Raw genomic sequence first — 16,116 nt, 5'->3', positions numbered from 1 at the left:
AACTACTCTCGCGACGAATCGCGCGAGCATCAACAACCTAACCGATTCTGAGTCGGACTCTGAGACCCGTCGTATAGGGAGTGCTGGAATTGTCATAGATGCTGATCGCGCCTGCCGTGCCGCCTGTGGTGCTGGCGCTCAGCGACCCGTTGCCGTCCACGGTCACCAGATAATCGAGATCGGTGGCAATGCTGTTGCTGGCGTCAATCGTGGTGTTCTGCTGGATTTCCTGGGTGCTGACATAGGCCTTGTAGCTCTCGGTCCACGAGATGGTGGTGCTCGTCAGATATTGATTGGTTTGAAACCAGACGGTGGGCTGTGCGTTCGCACTGTTCGGCGTGTTGACGCCTTTGAATCCGTACAGAATAAACCCGTTGCTTTTCAGGGTGGAGAGAGTGTTCTGGTCCATGGTGACAGAGACGCTGTAGGTGGTCGGCATAATTCACGCTCCGTTTTCAATGGGAAGATTGGGTGCCAATGAAATACACTTGTGCTCATAGTTCTATTGCTTTGGCGAAGTGCATTTCGTGAATTGATGATGCACAGGAAACCGAATAATTCAAATGCGGAAAGCATAATTTAATGCATATCATGGTATTTTTCAGAATTACTTCCGCGATTATTATCTATGTATTCAATGAATATGTAAATTTCCGATGAATTTGGAAGGTATTGTGACAGAGTTAAATTCAGTCACATGTATTTAATTCAGGGATGTGCGCGCCAGTTGCGCCCTCGATCATCCGCCCGGATGCTGATCATGGTCGCCCGGCATCGTCGGCGGGGTTCCCCTTTGCGCAGCGCAAGGTCCGCTTCCGGTCGAGGGGGATGGGGCATCGCGGGACGGCGGTCGCTTGGATCGCCGAGCCCGCCGCAGGCTGAACGAAAGGAGCGTCGATGAGCAGCCGGAATGACTTGACCGGCAGGCAGGGCCAGGCCCAAGGCGCTGGCGGGCGTGACGACGAGCGCATGAGGGACGGGGTCGAGCAGGCCAAGGTCCGGACTGTCGGCGCCATGTCCCCAGGCACACGCCGCTGCCGGACGCCGACCGGCGGCATGGGAACGTCGCGGAAGGATCGGCAGAAACAAGGCTATGGGGGACGGGCGCCGTCCCCCATAGCCGTTCGAAGACCGGCTGTCCGAAGGGAGCCGTCAGGCGCCGAAGCCGCCGTCGATGGTCTGGAACGAACCGGTGATCATCGCGGCATGCGGGCCGGCGATGTAGGCGGTCAGCTCGGCGACCTCGTCGGCATGGACGTGGCGCTTGATCGCCATGAAGCCGTGCATGGTGGAGGCCATCGGCCCGTCGGCCGGATTCATGTCGCTGTCAGTCGGGCCGGGCTGGATGGCGTTCACGGTGATGCCGCGGTCGCCGAAGTCGCGGGCGAGACCGCGCACCATGCCCTGCACCGCTGCCTTGGTCAGGGCATAGGCGGCCCCGCCGGCGAAGGGCATGCGGTCGCCGTTGACCGAACCGATGACGATGATGCGGCCCCCGTCGGTCATGCGCCGTGCCGCTTCGACCGCCGCGTGGTAGGGCGCGCGGACATTGACGTCGATCATCCGGTCGACGGCGTCGGGATCGAGCGTGAGCGGATCGCCCAGCACCAGCGTGCCGGCATTGACCACCAGCACGTCCAGCGCGCCGCGTTCCGCCACCGTGGCGATCAGGGCGTCGCGGTCGGCGCTGTCGGTGCGGACGGCTTCCGCACCGCTTTCGGCGGCGAGATCCTCGGCGGCGTCCTTCGACCCGGCATAGGTGAAGGCGACCGCGGCGCCGGCCTTGGCGAAGCGGCGGACGATGGCCTTGCCGATGCCGCGGCTGCCGCCGAGGACCAGGACTTTGCGGCCGGTGAACTCACCCATGATGCTCTCCTTGAAGAAATGTAGTGAGTGCTATATAAATCCGGATGAAGAGTTCGAGCAAGGGAAAAATGTAGTGGCTGCTACAGAATCATCCGGGTCGCGGGGACGGCGGCGGTCCTTCGACATGGACGAGGCGATCGATACCGCGATGAGGCTGTTCCATGCGCGCGGCTACGACGCCGTGGGCGTCGCCGAGCTGGGGGCGGAGCTGGGGATCAAGCCGCCGAGCTTCTATGCCGCCTTCGGCAGCAAGGCCGGGCTGTTCGAGCGGGCGCTCCGGCGCTATGCGGCGGGAGAGGCGAACATCTTCGCCCGCGCGCAGGCGGATGGCGGCGGCGTCGCCGAGGTCATCGAGCGCACGCTGCGGCTGGCGGCCCGGCTCTACCCGGAGCGGGGCGGGGTGGCCGGCTGCCTGGTCCTCGACGGCGCGCGCAACAGCGCCGATCCGGAGGCTCGGGCGCTGACAGCGGCGCTACGGGCGGCCAGCGTGTCGGCGCTCCGGGAGTTCATCGCCGGGGAGGAGCCTGAACGGGCCGGCGCGTTGGCCGAATTCGTGATGATCGCGATGATGGGGATGTCGGCGGCGGCGCGCGACGGTGCGGACGAGGCGGCGCTCACCGCCTTCGCGGAGATGGCAGGACGCGCCTTCCGCCGCGAATTGGCGGCGGAAGGTTGATTTTGGAGGCGTGGGCGCTCAGGCCGGCATGGCGTCGCGCGGGATGATGGCACCGCGGTGCTGGATGACGGCGGCGGCCAGCTTGTGGGCGGCACGGGCGGCGTCGGCCGGACCCTCGCCGCGCAGGCGGGCGGCCAGATAGCCGGCGCTGAAGCTGTCGCCGGCCGCCGTGGTGTCCACCACCGTGGCGACCTTCTGCGCCGGCACCTCGACGGCTTCACCGTTCTCGATCACCACGCAGCCGGGCTGCTCCAGCTTCAGGACGATCTCGGTCACCCCGGCGTCGCGAACGCGGGCCAGCACGGCGTCGGCATCGGCGTCGCCATAGAGGTCGCGCAGGTCGGTGACGCCGGGCAGCGCGATGTCGGTCAGCCGCAGCATGCGGCCGAAGGCGGCGCGGGCGGTCTCGAGGTCCGGCCACAGGCGCGGGCGCCAGTTGGTGTCGAAGGCGACCTTGCCGCCGCGCGCCCGCACCCGCTCCAGCACCTCGAACAGCCGTTCGCGGCCCTGCTCGCCCAGGATGGCGATGCTGATGCCGGACAGGTAGACGATGCCGTAGCCCTCCAGCGCGGCGGCCAGCTCCGGCGTCTGGGGCAGGGCGAACAGCTCGCGCGCCGGGGCCTGGTCGCGCCAGTAGAGGAAGCGGCGCTCGCCGCCGGCATCGGTCTCGATCAGGTAGAGGCCGGGCAGGCGGTTGGGCACGCGCAGGACGTGGGAGGTGCCGACGCCCTCCGCCGCCCAGGCGGCGACCATGCCGTCGCTGATGCTGTCGTCGCCGAGAGCGGTGACATAGTCGACCGGCGTGCCCAGACGCGCCAGATAGACCGCGGTGTTCAGCGTGTCGCCGCCGAAGCCCATGGTCAGCGACCCGTCCGGCCGCCGGAACATCTCGATCATGCATTCGCCGAGCGCGGCGATGCGGTTGGGCGTGTCGGTCATGCTTCCTCTCCACAAGCCGGGGGAACGCCCCGGCGAAATCTTGGTCATGGCGCCGCCGCGCGGCGTTCCCGTGCCCGCATCCGTTCGCGGTGCGCGGTGTAGAGGCCGCTGGCGATGATCACGCCGGTGCCGGCGAAGGTCCAATGGTCGGGCACCGCGCCGAAGACGAGGAATCCCAGCGCCGTGGACCAGATCAGCTGGACATAGGTGAAGGGCGCCAGCACCGACGCCTCGCCCTGGCGGTAGGCCAGGATCAGCAGCCATTGCGACAGGGTGTAGACCAGCCCGATGAAGGCCCCCAGCAGCATCTCCCACGGCGTCGGCCAGACGGCGTGCAGGGGAAGCAGCGCCGTCAGCACGATCAGTCCGATCAGGGCGCTCCACAGCATGGTGGTCAGCGGGTTCTCCCGCACCGTCATTTTGCGCGTCGCCACCAGCCCCAGGGCCCAGCTGAAGGCGGTCAGGACCGGCAGCAGCGAGGCCGGCTGGAAACCGTCGGCCCCCGGCCGGATGACGATCAGCACGCCGGCCAGCCCGACGAGCAGGGCGATCCAGCGGCGGATGCCGACCTTCTCGCTCAGGAACAGGATCGACAGCACGGTGACGAAGACGGGGGAGACGAAGCTGATCGCCGCGGCTTCGGCCAGCGGCAGATGCTGCATCGCCATGATGAAGAACAGGGCCGACCCCAGCATGCCGAGGCCGCGCACGGTCTGGAGCCCCGGGCGCGTCGTCTTCAGCACCCGCAGCGCTCCGCCGCGGAGCGCCAGCGGCATCACCAGCGCGGCGAAGACGGCGTAGCGCATCCAGGCGATCTCGGCCGGCGGCAGGGTGCGGCCGAGATATTTCGCCGTGGCGTCGGAGCAGGACAGGCAGGCGACCGCCAGCACCACCAGCAGGATCGCCCGCATCGGCTCCGTGCCCCTGGACCCCGGACCAGCCGGCTGGATCGGGGGCTGCGGCGCGTTTACCGGGTTGGGCGCCGGTAAGGGGCCGGCTTCTGTGCGGGGGATGGAACTGTCTGGCATGGCGCCGGCTCGTCAACGGTTCTTCGAAAAGGGGGATGCCCCCTTACATGACCGCGCCCATTTGCCAGGGAGCGAATTCATCGGCGCCGACGCCGAGTTCCTCGCTCTTGGTCTTGCGGCCCGACGCGGTGTCGAGCACCAGTTGGAAGATCGCGCGGCCGATTTCCTCGATCGAGGCGTCGCCGGTGGCGATGGCGCCGCAATCGATGTCCATGTCGTCCGGCATCCGGCGGAACAGCGTGCTGTTGGTCGCCAGCTTCAGGCTGGGCGTCGGCTTGCAGCCGAACACCGAGCCGCGCCCGGTGGTGAAGCACAGCACGTTGGCGCCGCCCGCCACCTGGCCGGTCGCCGAGACGGGATCGTAGCCGGGGGTATCCATGAAGACGAAGCCCTTGTCGGTGATCGGCTCGGCATAGCGGTAGACGGCGGTCATCGGGGTGGTGCCGCCCTTGGCGACCGCGCCCAGCGACTTCTCCAGGATGGTGGTCAGGCCGCCCTTCTTGTTGCCGGGCGACGGGTTGTTGTTCATCTCGCCGCCGGTGCGGCTGGTATATTCCTCCCACCAGCCGATGCGCTCGACCAGCGCCTCGCCGACCTCGCGGCGGACGGCGCGGCGGGTCAGCAGATGCTCGGCGCCATAGACCTCCGGCGTCTCGCTCAGCACGGCGGTGCCGCCGTTGCGCACCAGCAGGTCGACGGCATAGCCCAGCGCCGGGTTGGCGGTGATGCCCGAATAGCCGTCGGAGCCGCCGCATTGCAGCGCCAGCGTCAGGTGGCTGGCCGGCAGGGTCTGGCGCTTGACGTCGTCGATCTCCGGCAGCAGCGCCTCGATCCGGCGGATGCCCTCGCGGGCCGCCGCCGCGGTGCCGCCCATGTCCTGGATGCCGATGGGGATGACGCGGGCGCCCTCCTCCAGGCCGGTGGCCTCCATCAGCTTGTCGATCTGGTTCACCTCGCAGCCGAGACCGAGCAGGATCACCGCGGCGAAGTTCGGGTGGCGGGCGTAGCCGGCGATGGTCCGGCGCAGCGTGTCCATCACCTCGCCGCTGCCGGCCATGCCGCAGCCGTAGCCGTGGGTCAGCGCGACGACGCCGTCGATGTTGGGGTAGGCGGCGAGCGCAGGGCCGCGGAAATGGTCGGCGATCATCCGCGCCGCGGTGGCGGAGCAGTTCACCGAGGTCAGCACGCCGATGTAGTTGCGGGTGGCGACGCGGCCGTCCGGGCGAAGGATGCCCTGGAAGGTGGCGCGCTCGGCCTCCGGGATCGGCTCGACCGGATGGACGTCGGCGCCATAGGCATAGTCGCGCTCGAAATCGCTGCCCATGCCCATGTTGTGGACGTGGACATGGTCGCCCGGCTGGATCGCCGCGGTGGCGAAGCCGATGACCTGGTTGTACTTGCGCACCGGTTCGCCCAGCGCGATGGCGCGCACCGCGACCTTGTGCCCGGCCGGCACCGGTCCGGTGGTCGCGACTTCGGTACCGGGCAGATTGGTGCCCGGCTCCAGGTCGGCGCCGGCGACGACGACGTTGTCGGCGGGGTGCAGGCGGATGGTCAGCGATGCCATGGGAAGATGTCCTTGAGGAGACGCGATGTCGCGATGTCCCCTCTCCCCCCCGGGGAGAGGGTTAGGGTGAGGGGGGAGCGTGGCAGGACCTTGGGGAAAATCCTGCAGTGCATCCCCCTCACCCCGACCCTCTCCCCGGGGGGAGAGGGAGGGCAGGCGTTACAGCTTGTAGGCGTTCTTGGCGAGGCGGTAGGCGAGGTCGACCGCCAGATCCGCGGCCTCGTCCTCTTCCATCCGGTGCTCGGAGACCAGACGGGCGAGGAAGCTGCAATCGACGCGGCGCGACACGTCGTGGCGGGCCGGGATCGAGCAGAAGGCGCGGGTGTCGTCGTTGAAGCCGACCGTGTTGTAGAAGCCGGCGGTCTCCGTGACCATCTCGCGGTAGCGGCGCATGCCCTCGGGGCTGTCGTGGAACCACCAGGCCGGGCCGACGCGCAGCGCCGGGTAATGGCCGGCCAGCGGCGCCAGCTCGCGGGAATAGCTGTCCTCATCCAGGGTGAACAGGATGATGGTCAGGTCGCGCTCGTTGCCGAAGCGGTCGAGCAGCGGCTTCAGCGCCCGCACATACTCGGTGCCGCTCGGGATGTCGGCGCCCTTGTCGCGGCCGAAGCGCTGGAACACCACGTCGTTGTGGTTGCGGAAGCTGCCGGGGTGGATCTGCATGACCAGACCGTCTTCCAGGCTCATCCGCGCCATCTCGGTCAGCATCTGGGCGCGGAACAGCTCGGCTTCCTCGGCCGTCGCGCCGCCGCGGCGGACGATGTCGAACAGCTTCTCGGCCTCGGCGCGGGCCAGGTCGGCGGTCGCCGCCGTCGGGTGGCCGTGGTCGGTCGAGGTGGCGCCGTAGCTCTTGAAATAGAGGCGGCGGTCGGCCAGGGCGGCGAGGTAGCCGTCCCAGGTCGCTGTGTCCTTGCCGGTGATGCGGGCCAGCTCGGCGAGGTTCTCGCGGAAGCCCTCGAATTCCGGATCGACGACCGGGTCGGGACGGAAGGCGGTGATGACCCGGCCCTTCCAGCCGCTCTCGCGGATCGCCTTGTGGTGCACCAGCGGGTCGAGCGGCGATTCGGTGGTCGCCAGCACTTCGAGGTTGAAGCGCTCGAACAGGGCGCGCGGACGGAACTCCGGCTTGCCCAGGCACGCTTCGATCTGGTCGTAGATGCGGTCGGCGCTGGCGGCGCTCAGCCGTTCGGTGACGCCGAACACCGTCTCGAAGGCATGGGTCAGCCACATCGAGGTCGGCGTGCCGCGGAACAGGTGCCAGTTGGAGGCCAGCAGGCGCCAGATGGCGCGCGAATCGGAAGAGGTCTCCCCGCCGTCCTTGCGCGGCACGCCCAGCTGCTCCAGCGGAATTCCCTGGCTGTAGAGCATGCGGAATGCATAATGATCGGGCTTGACGAACAGGCTGGCCGGATCGGGGAACGCCTCATTCTGCGCGAACCAGGACGGATCGGTGTGGCCGTGCGGGCTGACGATCGGCAGGGCGGCGACTTCGCCGTACAGGCGGCGCGCGATGGCACGTTGCGTCGGGTCGCTCGGGAAAAGACGGTCGGGGTGAAGCATCGGAAGCCTCTACGCTGCAAGAGAAGGGCAAAAGCAGGGTGGGGAAAAGGCGGGGTCCGTGCGGGGGACCGTCCCTACCGGCTGGCTGTATAATATTAATATATCAGATCTGATTGCAAGCCCAATCGTTCCCCTGTCGCGGCATCGGCGCCCCGATCGGCTGCGCCCAGTCGCCGCACCCCATCGCCGCACCCCATCGCCGCACCCCGGCCGTTTGGGTTCCCGGCGATGGATTTGACCTTGGCGAAGGGGGACGGGTAGATTGCAGGACATGAGGAACATCGTGCGGGAGGCCGATCGCCGCCCGGTTACACGCCTGCCGGAATGGAGCCATCGGTGAAGAAGGTCGCGACGACAGAGGATGAGGGCGGCCTGGTTTCCGCGACCGTGCGCCGTGCCGCGGCCCCGGCCGCGACGGTGCGCCCGCCGCGCCGCGCCGCGACCGTGGCGTCGCGCATCTACCGCGACCTGCGGGCCGAGATCGTCTCGCTGAAGCGCAAGCCCGGCGACGCCATCGCCGAAAAGCAGATCGCCGAAGCCTACGGCGTCAGCCGCACCCCGGTGCGCGAGGCGGTGCTGAAACTGGCCGACGAGGGGCTGATCGAGATTTTCCCGCAGTCGGGCACCTTCGTCTCGCGCATCCCGCTCGACGCCCTGCCGGAAGCCTTCGCCATCCGCAAGGCGCTGGAGGAGGCGACGGTGCGCTATGCGGCGGCCCGCGCCAGCCGCAGCCAGATCGCCGCGCTGCGCGCCAACCTGGAACTTCAGCGGGAGATGCAGGAAACCGCCAACTACGAAGGCTTCCATCAGGCCGACGAGGCGTTCCACGCGCTGATCGCGGAGATCGCCGGCTATCCCGGCTTCTGGACGCTGATCCAGCAGACCAAGGTGCAGATCGACCGCTACCGCCTGCTGACCCTGCCGGTGCGCGGCCGCATCGCCGAGGTGATCGCCGAGCACACGGCCATCCTCGACGCGGTGGCGGCCAACGATCCCGCGGCGGCCATCAAGGCGCTGGACGACCATCTGGACGATTTGCAGATCTCGATCGCCGACATCCGCCGCGACTATCCGCGCTACTTCACCGCGCCCGGCGATCCGGTCTGAGGGCCGGAGGGCTTACTTGGCGTCCGCCGCGGCGTAGGCCACCGGCTCGCCCAGGAAGTCCTCGCGGATCGGCGTGAAGATGTCGAGCAGCACGCCCGGCTCCAGCGCCACGACGCCATGCAGGATGTTGGACGGCACCATATAGCCGTCGCCGGTGTTCAGGCGCTGCGTCCGGCCGTCGATGGTGACGTCGAAGGACCCCTTCTCCACCACGGCGCACTGGACATGGGGATGGCGATGCTGCGCGCCGATGGCGCCGGCCTCGAACTCCACCCGCACCATCATCATCGTGTCGTTGTAGCCGAGGATCTTGCGGCGCACGCCGTCGCCCAGATCCTGCCACGGGATGTCGCCCGCGGTCACGAACACGTCGGTGGTCATGCTTTGAATTCCTCCCCTGTCGGACGCCGTCCCCGCATCGGGGCGGGGACGGGCCGCGTCATGTCAGCGCGCCAGCCAGCCGCCGTCGACGGGCAGGATGGTGCCATGGATGTAGTCGGCGGCATCCGACGCCAGGAACACCGCCGGACCGCCGATGTCGGACGGCAGGCTCCAGCGCCCGGCCGGGATGCGGCCGAGGATCTCGGCGCTGCGGTTCTCGTCGGCGCGGAGCGCCGCGGTGTTGTTGGTGGCGACATAGCCCGGCGCGATGGCATTCACGTTGATGCCCTTGCCGGCCCATTCGCAGGCCAGAAGCTTGGTGATGCCGGCGACGCCGCTCTTGGAGGCGGTGTAGGACGGCACGCGGATGCCGCCCTGGAAGGACAGCATCGAGGCGATGTTGATGATCTTGCCCTTGCGGCCCTCGGCGATGGCGTAGCGGCCGAAGGCCTGGCAGAGGAAGAACACCGTCTTGAGGTTGAGGTTCATCACCGCGTCCCAGTCGGCTTCGGAGAAGTCGACGGCATCGGCGCGGCGGATCATGCCGGCGTTGTTGACCAGGATGTCCAGCCCGCCGAGCTTGGCGACCGTCTCCTCCACCAGCCCCTGGACCGGGGCGATGGAGGTCAGGTCGGCGTGGATGCCGAGGAACTTGCGGCCGGTCGCCTCGACCAGACCCTTGGTCTCGTCCAGCGACACCACGTCGACGGCGGCGATGTCGGCGCCGGCCTGGGCCAGCGCCAGGGCGATGCCCTGGCCGATGCCGGTGTTGGCGCCGGTGACCAGCGCCACCTTGCCGGTCAGGTCGAACGAAATGGTCATGGTTGGTTTCCGTTCTTATAAGTTGGTTATGTCCGGTGGCGCGTCAGCGCAGACGGTCCATGGCGACGAAGTCCATGTCCGTGAAGTCCTGGTTGTCGCCGCCCATCGCCCAGATGAAGGTGTAGTTGCGGGTGCCGACGCCGGAATGGATCGACCAGGGCGGCGAGATCACCGCCTGCTCGTTGGCGACGACGATGTGGCGGGTCTGCTCCGGCTCGCCCATCATGTGGATGACGCGGGCGTCATCCGGCAGGTCGAAGTAGAAATACACCTCGCAGCGCCGGTCATGGGTGTGGCACGGCATCGTGTTCCACATGTTGTTCGGCTTCAGCACCGTCATGCCCAGCACCAGCTGCGCCGTGCGGACCACGTCCGGGTGGATCATCTGGTAGATGGTGCGCTCGTTCGACTGGGCCGGGTCGCCGAGATGCACGGCCTTGGCCTGGCCGATCGAGATCTTCATCGTCTCGAAGCGGGCATGGGCGGGGGTGCTGTTCAGGTAGAACTTGGCCGGCTCGCGGCGGTCCAGGCTTTCGAAGACGACGTCCTTGCTGCCCATCGCGACATAGAGCGCGTCGCGCGGCGCCAGTTCGTACACCGCCCCGTCGACGGTGACGCGGCCGGCGCCGCCGACATTGACCACGCCCAGCTCGCGCCGGTCGAGGAAGTTGGGCGAGCCGATCTCCTTGGAGGAATCCAGCTTCAGCGGACCGGCGACCGGCATGGCGCCGCCGACGACGAAACGGTCGATGTGGCTGTAGGTGAAGACCGTCTCGTCCGCCTCGAACAGGGTCGGGACCAGGAAATGGTCGCGCAGGGTCTCGGTGTCGAAGCCGCGAACCGCGTCGGGGTGGGATGCGTGCCGGACGGAGATCTTCATGGTGGATGGTCCTTCAACTCTGTGCAGCCGGCGATCCGGCGGGTCTGGCGCCATCATACTAATATACTAGTAAGCCGGGCAAGGGTTAATGATGGCGTCCCGGACATTTCAGGCGGCGGAGAGTGCGACAAAGTCGCCGATGGGAAGAGGGTGGCAGGCGGGACGGCGGGTCGCGTTGCGCTGGGCGCCAGGGTGATATATTAGTGAGGGGTCTTCGTCCGGAGTGCCCGTCCATGACCAGCCCGCAATCCAGCCCGCAGCCCCGCAAGCGCATCGCCCTCGTCGCCCACGACGCCCGCAAGGCGGATCTCATCGCCTGGATCGGCACCAACATCGCGGCGCTGGACGGCCACGCCTACTGGGCGACCGGCACAACCGGCCAGAAGGTGCGCGACGCCCATCCCGGCCTGGACGTGACCCCGCTGAAGAGCGGGCCACTCGGCGGCGACCAGCAGATCGGCGCGATGATCGCGGAGGGACGAATCGACCTGCTGGTCTTCTTCGTCGATCCGATGACCGCCCAGCCGCACGATGTCGACGTGAAGGCGCTGACCCGGCTGGCGACGCTCTACAACATCCCGATGGCCTGCAACGAGGCCACCGCCGACATGATCGTCTCCTCTCCCCATTTCGCCGGCGGCTACACCCCGCGCGCCGCCTGCTTCACCGACTACGAGACGCGCAAGGTGTAAGCGGGCAAGATTCGAACGGATCCTGCCCGTTGTGCCCGCCCGTCCTCATTCCGTGAAATAATGCGGGTAGCTCCGCCGTACGTCGGCGATGCCCAGCTGCAGGTCGGTCAGGTGGTGGCGCAGTTCCCCCACCGCACGGTCGGGGTCGCGGGCGGCGACGGCCTCGACGATGGCGCTATGTTCGCCCAGCGCCTTGTCCATCCGGCCGGCCGCCGGCAGCGTCAGGTGGCGGTAGCGGTCGACCTGCCGCTTCACCTGCTGGGTTACCGCCCAGAAGCCGGGATAGCCGGAGATCTCCGCCAGCAGCGCGTGGAAGGCCTCGTCGGCGTCGTGGAAACCGTCGAAATTGCCGCACTCCTTCATCTCGCGCTGCAATTCCAGATTGGCGCGCAGCCGCGCGACCTGGCTGCCGGTCGCCTGCTCGGCGGCATAGCGCACCGTCGCCTCTTCCAGCGCGCGGCGGATGGCGATGGCTTCCGGCAGGGTGCTCAAGGGGATGCGGGCGACGAAGGTGCCGGACTGCGGGAAGACCTCCACCAAGCCTTCGTCGGCAAGCTTCAGCATCGCCTCGCGCACCGGGGTGCGGCTGACGCCATAGGCATCCGCCACCTCCTTCTCGATCACCGGCTCGCCCGGCTTGCGCCGCAGCGAGACGATGTCGTCGCGCAGATTGCGGTAGATGGTGCCCGACACGGTGGCGCCGCGGTGGGCAGGCCTCGCGGTGGCACTGGCGGGCCGGCGGCGGCGGCGGCGGGCCGGTGCGGCCACGGCCACCATGTTCGAATCGCCCGCATTGGAATCCATGGTCGTCCTGCTCGTATCGTCGGCGGATCATGTCATCGGCATGATGCCGCGGTTACTAATATATCGCTGTGCTTCCGCAGGCGGAAAGCCTTTCGCCACCGGAATTTCATGCCTGCCCCGTGACAGCTTTGGTCGAGTGGTACAGCAGGGTTGCATTGCCCCGGCTGCTTGTTTCACTCTCCACAACCTACCCATTCGTATAGCCACCTTTACGCCGCCCATTGCGAGCCCGGCCCGGCTCCGCCGCCGGGACCGGGCAGACGCGGAGCCGTCCTTTTCATGACCCCAGCATCCTGACTGCAGCATCATGACCGCACCGCCGACCACTCCCTCGCCATCGGAGCGGCTGTTCCGCAAGGCTGCCCTCGACCGGCTGTCCTCGCCGGAGGAGCTGGACCGGCTGGTCGTGCTGACCACGCCGCGGGGCTGGCTGGCCCTGACGGCGCTGCTGGGGTTGCTGGCGCTGGCGCTGGCTTGGGCGGTGGTGGGCAGCATCCCGACGCGGGTGACCGGCTCCGGCCTGCTGGTCGGCAGCGGCGGCCGGGTGTTCGATGCGGTCGCCGGCGCGTCGGGCGCGCTGGTCGCGCCGCTGGTGAAGCCGGGCGACACGGTGACCGTCGGCCAGCTGCTGGCCCGTGTCGACAAGGCGGAGCTCGAACAGGTTCTCGGCCACGCGAAGGCGGTGGTGATGGAACGGGAACAGGATCTGTCCCGCCGCACCGCCCAGCTCGACCGCGAGACCCAGGCCCGCCGCGCCAACTTCGCCGCCCGCCGGGGCGCCCTGCGCCAGGTGGCCGCCGCCGCCGAGACGCGCGTGCAGTTCCTCGACACCATGCTGCGCGGGCAGGAGGACATCGCCAGCCGCGGCTTCACCACCCGTCAGCGGGTGGAGGACACGCGCCAGGAACTGGCCGCCGCCCGCCAGAAGGTCAGCGACGCCAGGAGCCAGCTTCTGCAGATCGACACGGAGGAGCTGGACATGGCCAGCCGGGCCGAGCAGACGCTGACCGAAGGGCGCGACCGCGTCGCCGATGCCCGCCGACGGGTCGACGAGCTGGCCTTGCAGCTGGAGCAGGACAGCCGGATCCTCAGCCCGACCGACGGGCGGGTCACCGAATGGAAGGTGGCCGAAGGCGCCCGTGTCGCCGCCGGCACCCCGGTGGTCAGCATCGAAAGCGGGGCGCGCGGCTTGCAGCTCGTGCTCTACGTCCCGCCGGAACATGGCAAGAAGCTGAAGCCCGGCATGGATGTGCGGATCGCCCCTTCGACGGTGCGCAAGGAGGAATACGGCACGCTGGTCGGCCGGGTCGCCGAAGTGTCGGACTTTCCCTCCACCCCGCAGGGCATGCAGGCGGTGCTGCAGAACGACCGGCTGGTGACGCAGTTCTCGGCCAAGGGCCCTCCCTTCGCCGTGCGCGTCGATCTGGTGCCGGAGGCCGGCACGCCGTCCGGCTACCGCTGGTCGTCCGGCAGCGGTCCGGCGATGACCATCACCAGCGGCACGCTGGCGGAGGGCGAGGTGACGGTGCGCGAGCAGCCGCCGCTGGCCTTCGTCATCCCGGCGCTGCGCAAGGCGACCGGCCTGTGAGCGCAGGGCCGATGAGTGCAGGGCCTGCGAGCGCAAAGCCGCCGGCTCGCCGCCAGTCGAGGGTCCGCACGCCCACCCTGCTGCAGATGGAGGCGGTGGAGTGCGGCGCCGCCTCGCTCGGCATCGTGCTCGCCCATTTCGGCCGCTGGGTGCCGCTGGAGGAGCTGCGCGTCGCCTGCGGGGTGTCGCGCGACGGCAGCAAGGCCAGCAACCTGCTGCGCGCCGCCCGGCGCTACGGCCTGACCGCCAAGGGCTTCAAGAAGGAACCCGATGCGCTGGCCGCCATGCCCTGGCCGCTGATCGTCCACTGGAACTTCAACCATTACCTGGTCTTCGAGGGCTTCAAGGGCGGCCACGCCTATCTGAACGACCCGGTCACCGGCCCGCGCCGCGTCACCCGCGCCGAATTTTCCGAGGCCTTCACCGGCGTGGCCCTGGCCTTCGAAAAGGGACCGGAGTTCGTCGCCGGCGCAAGGCCGCCCGGCTTGGCCGGCATGCTGGGGCGGCAGCTGAAGCGCTCGCGCGCCGCGATGGGATTCGCGCTGGCCGCCAGCTTGGCGCTGGTGCTGCCGGGCATCGCGCTGCCGGCCTTCACCAAGGCCTTCGTCGATGAGGTGATGATCGGCGGACAGCGCGGCTGGCTGGCGCCGCTGCTGCTGGGCATGGGCGCCACGGCGCTGCTGCGGGCGGCGCTGACGGCGTTGCAGCAATCGGCCCTGCTCAAGCTGGAGACCAAATTCGCCATGGTGATGGCCAGCCGCTATGTCTGGCGGCTGCTGCAACTGCCGGTGCCCTTCTTCGGCCAGCGCCATCCCGGCGACATCGCCGGCCGGGTCGCCGCCAACGACCGGGTGGCGCGTCTGCTGTCGGGGGAGATGGCGACCGCGGCGATGAGTTTGCTGACGGTGGCCTTCTTCGGGCTGGTGATGCTGACCTACGACCCGACGCTGGCGGCGGTGACCATCCTGCTGGTGCTGGGCAACGTGCTGTTCCTGCGCGGTGCCTCGCGCGGGAGGGAGGATGCCGGGCGGCGCCTGCTGTCGGAGCAGGCCAAGCTGGGCGCCGTCACCATCGGCAGCATCCAGGCGATCGAAACGCTGAAGTCGGCCGGGCTGGAAGGGCAGGCCTTCGAGCGCTGGGCGGGATATCAGGCGCGGCTGCTGTCGGTGCGCCAGACCTTGGGGGTGCATTCGGCGATGCTGGCGGTGGCGCCGGCCTTCCTCAACGCGCTGGGCACCGCGGCGATCCTGGGGCTGGGGGCCTTGCGGGTGATGGACGGGGCGCTGACCGTCGGCGCGCTGGTGGCGTTCCAGAGCCTGGCTGCCAGCTTCTCCGCCCCGGTCGCCAAGCTGGTCGGCATGGGCGGGACCCTGCAGCGGGTGAAGGCCGACCTGCAAAGGCTGAATGACACGCTGGACCATGCGCCCGACCCGCAATCCGGCCTTGCCGGCGCGCGCGCCGGGATCGCGGGGGAGCCGGCGCGGCTGAGCGGGGCGGTGGAGCTGGTGGACGTCTCCTTCGGCTACAGCGTGCTCGACCCGCCGCTGATCGACGGGCTGTCGCTGTCGCTGTCGCCCGGCATGCGGGTGGCGCTGGTCGGCGGATCGGGCAGCGGGAAATCCACCGTCGGCCGGCTGATCTGCGGTCTCGTCCAGCCCTGGTCGGGGCAAATCCTCTTCGACGGCCGGGCGCCGTCCGACATTCCGGTGGAGCTGCGCGCCGCCTCCATCGCCTATGTCGACCAGGATGTCTTCCTGTTCGACGGGTCGGTGCGCGACAACCTGACCCTGTGGGACCGCACGGTGCCGGAGGCGGCGCTGACCCAGGCGCTGGAGGATGCCGCCATCCTGGGCGAGGTCGCCGGTCGCCGGGGCCAGCTCGATGCGCCGGTCGCCGAAGGCGGGGTGAATTTCAGCGGCGGCCAGCGCCAGCGGCTGGAGATCGCCCGTGCTCTGTCCGGCAACCCGTCGATCCTGGTGCTGGACGAGGCAACGGCGGCGCTGGACGTCGCGACGGAAAAACTGATCGACGACAATCTGCGGCGGCGCGGCTGTACCTGCATCATCATCGCCCACCGGCTGAGCACGATCCGCGACTGCGACGAGATCATCGTGCTGAGCCAGGGCCGGGTGGTGGAGCGCGGCAGCCACGAGGATCTTCTGGCGCGCGGCGGCGAGTACGCCTCGCTGATCGCGGCAGGGTGAGG

General features: G+C 68.7%; 15 protein-coding genes. 5 read left to right on the top strand and 10 right to left on the bottom strand.

Annotated features, from left to right (window positions below):
- Positions 1-37: 37 nt before the first annotated feature.
- Positions 38-439, bottom strand: coding sequence for a hypothetical protein (locus JHL17_RS17830; protein WP_200195025.1), 402 nt, complete (start codon positions 437-439; stop codon positions 38-40).
- Positions 440-1,152: 713 nt separating this feature from the next.
- Positions 1,153-1,866, bottom strand: a complete 714-nt coding sequence (gene bdcA, locus JHL17_RS17825) for an SDR family oxidoreductase (protein ID WP_200195023.1) — start codon at positions 1,864-1,866, stop codon at positions 1,153-1,155.
- 124 nt (positions 1,867-1,990) lie between these two features.
- Between bdcA and JHL17_RS17820 the strand changes: the two genes are divergently transcribed.
- Complete coding sequence (locus JHL17_RS17820; protein WP_200195021.1) at positions 1,991-2,542, top strand: TetR/AcrR family transcriptional regulator; 552 nt, start codon at positions 1,991-1,993, stop codon at positions 2,540-2,542.
- 18 nt (positions 2,543-2,560) lie between these two features.
- On the opposite strand, the gene JHL17_RS17815 is transcribed toward JHL17_RS17820, so the two are convergent.
- The 4 genes from JHL17_RS17815 to uxaC form a co-directional block, all read right to left on the bottom strand.
- On the bottom strand, positions 2,561-3,481 hold the full coding sequence (locus JHL17_RS17815; RefSeq protein WP_200195019.1) for a sugar kinase: 921 nt from the start codon (positions 3,479-3,481) through the stop codon (positions 2,561-2,563).
- Between the two features lie 44 nt (positions 3,482-3,525).
- Positions 3,526-4,392 (bottom strand): DMT family transporter, encoded by an 867-nt coding sequence (locus tag JHL17_RS17810; protein ID WP_247893629.1) that lies wholly within the window; start codon positions 4,390-4,392, stop codon positions 3,526-3,528.
- Positions 4,393-4,552: 160 nt separating this feature from the next.
- Positions 4,553-6,076, bottom strand: coding sequence for a UxaA family hydrolase (locus tag JHL17_RS17805; protein ID WP_200195015.1), 1,524 nt, complete (start codon positions 6,074-6,076; stop codon positions 4,553-4,555).
- A 159-nt stretch (positions 6,077-6,235) separates the two neighbouring features.
- Positions 6,236-7,636: a glucuronate isomerase gene (gene uxaC / locus JHL17_RS17800; RefSeq protein ID WP_200195013.1), complete on the bottom strand. Its 1,401-nt coding sequence runs from the start codon at positions 7,634-7,636 to the stop codon at positions 6,236-6,238.
- A gap of 324 nt (positions 7,637-7,960) precedes the next feature.
- Here uxaC and JHL17_RS17795 point away from each other — a divergent pair, with 324 nt between their 5' ends.
- On the top strand, positions 7,961-8,743 hold the full coding sequence (locus JHL17_RS17795) for a GntR family transcriptional regulator (RefSeq protein WP_200195010.1): 783 nt from the start codon (positions 7,961-7,963) through the stop codon (positions 8,741-8,743).
- 12 nt (positions 8,744-8,755) lie between these two features.
- Here the strand turns inward: JHL17_RS17795 and JHL17_RS17790 are convergent, their stop codons facing one another.
- From JHL17_RS17790 to kduI, 3 genes are all read right to left on the bottom strand, one after another.
- Entirely contained in the window at positions 8,756-9,124 is a 369-nt protein-coding gene (locus JHL17_RS17790) for a cupin domain-containing protein (protein ID WP_200195008.1), read from the bottom strand.
- A gap of 63 nt (positions 9,125-9,187) precedes the next feature.
- Positions 9,188-9,946, bottom strand: coding sequence for a 2-dehydro-3-deoxy-D-gluconate 5-dehydrogenase KduD (kduD, locus tag JHL17_RS17785; RefSeq protein ID WP_200195007.1), 759 nt, complete (start codon positions 9,944-9,946; stop codon positions 9,188-9,190).
- A 43-nt stretch (positions 9,947-9,989) separates the two neighbouring features.
- On the bottom strand, positions 9,990-10,826 hold the full coding sequence (kduI, locus tag JHL17_RS17780; RefSeq protein ID WP_200195005.1) for a 5-dehydro-4-deoxy-D-glucuronate isomerase: 837 nt from the start codon (positions 10,824-10,826) through the stop codon (positions 9,990-9,992).
- A 233-nt stretch (positions 10,827-11,059) separates the two neighbouring features.
- On the opposite strand from kduI, the gene JHL17_RS17775 reads away from it, so the two are divergent.
- The gene (locus JHL17_RS17775; RefSeq protein WP_200195003.1) at positions 11,060-11,518 is read left to right on the top strand and encodes a methylglyoxal synthase; all 459 of its coding nucleotides are present in this window, start codon (positions 11,060-11,062) and stop codon (positions 11,516-11,518) included.
- Positions 11,519-11,563: 45 nt separating this feature from the next.
- Here JHL17_RS17775 and JHL17_RS17770 read toward each other — a convergent pair whose 3' ends face one another.
- Positions 11,564-12,322 carry a GntR family transcriptional regulator gene (locus tag JHL17_RS17770; RefSeq protein ID WP_200195001.1) on the bottom strand — a complete coding sequence of 253 codons (759 nt, stop codon included), beginning with the start codon at positions 12,320-12,322 and terminating at the stop codon, positions 11,564-11,566.
- A 307-nt stretch (positions 12,323-12,629) separates the two neighbouring features.
- On the opposite strand from JHL17_RS17770, the gene JHL17_RS17765 reads away from it, so the two are divergent.
- Together JHL17_RS17765 and JHL17_RS17760 are read left to right on the top strand one after the other, a co-directional pair.
- Positions 12,630-13,910: an NHLP bacteriocin system secretion protein gene (locus JHL17_RS17765; protein ID WP_200194999.1), complete on the top strand. Its 1,281-nt coding sequence runs from the start codon at positions 12,630-12,632 to the stop codon at positions 13,908-13,910.
- A gap of 11 nt (positions 13,911-13,921) precedes the next feature.
- On the top strand, positions 13,922-16,114 hold the full coding sequence (locus JHL17_RS17760) for an NHLP family bacteriocin export ABC transporter peptidase/permease/ATPase subunit (protein ID WP_200194997.1): 2,193 nt from the start codon (positions 13,922-13,924) through the stop codon (positions 16,112-16,114).
- Positions 16,115-16,116: the final 2 nt, after the last annotated feature.

It is taken from the genome of Azospirillum endophyticum, from assembly GCF_016595245.1.
Lineage (GTDB): Bacteria > Pseudomonadota > Alphaproteobacteria > Azospirillales > Azospirillaceae > Azospirillum > Azospirillum endophyticum.
Note: the sequence above shows the minus strand (reverse complement) of the source record. Positions and strands in the feature narration are given on the sequence as shown.

Bases quoted from the DNA above. Each gene is read 5' to 3' on its own strand.
- JHL17_RS17830 (WP_200195025.1), bottom strand. From the start codon at position 439: ATGCCGACCACCTACAGCGTCTCTGTCACCATGGACCAGAACACTCTC.
- bdcA (WP_200195023.1), bottom strand. From the start codon at position 1,866: ATGGGTGAGTTCACCGGCCGCAAAGTCCTGGTCCTCGGCGGCAGCCGC.
- JHL17_RS17820 (WP_200195021.1), top strand. From the start codon at position 1,991: ATGGACGAGGCGATCGATACCGCGATGAGGCTGTTCCATGCGCGCGGC.
- JHL17_RS17815 (WP_200195019.1), bottom strand. From the start codon at position 3,481: ATGACCGACACGCCCAACCGCATCGCCGCGCTCGGCGAATGCATGATC.
- JHL17_RS17810 (WP_247893629.1), bottom strand. From the start codon at position 4,392: ATGCGGGCGATCCTGCTGGTGGTGCTGGCGGTCGCCTGCCTGTCCTGC.
- JHL17_RS17805 (WP_200195015.1), bottom strand. From the start codon at position 6,076: ATGGCATCGCTGACCATCCGCCTGCACCCCGCCGACAACGTCGTCGTC.
- uxaC (WP_200195013.1), bottom strand. From the start codon at position 7,636: ATGCTTCACCCCGACCGTCTTTTCCCGAGCGACCCGACGCAACGTGCC.
- JHL17_RS17795 (WP_200195010.1), top strand. From the start codon at position 7,961: ATGGAGCCATCGGTGAAGAAGGTCGCGACGACAGAGGATGAGGGCGGC.
- JHL17_RS17790 (WP_200195008.1), bottom strand. From the start codon at position 9,124: ATGACCACCGACGTGTTCGTGACCGCGGGCGACATCCCGTGGCAGGAT.
- kduD (WP_200195007.1), bottom strand. From the start codon at position 9,946: ATGACCATTTCGTTCGACCTGACCGGCAAGGTGGCGCTGGTCACCGGC.
- kduI (WP_200195005.1), bottom strand. From the start codon at position 10,826: ATGAAGATCTCCGTCCGGCACGCATCCCACCCCGACGCGGTTCGCGGC.
- JHL17_RS17775 (WP_200195003.1), top strand. From the start codon at position 11,060: ATGACCAGCCCGCAATCCAGCCCGCAGCCCCGCAAGCGCATCGCCCTC.
- JHL17_RS17770 (WP_200195001.1), bottom strand. From the start codon at position 12,322: ATGGATTCCAATGCGGGCGATTCGAACATGGTGGCCGTGGCCGCACCG.
- JHL17_RS17765 (WP_200194999.1), top strand. From the start codon at position 12,630: ATGACCGCACCGCCGACCACTCCCTCGCCATCGGAGCGGCTGTTCCGC.
- JHL17_RS17760 (WP_200194997.1), top strand. From the start codon at position 13,922: ATGAGTGCAGGGCCTGCGAGCGCAAAGCCGCCGGCTCGCCGCCAGTCG.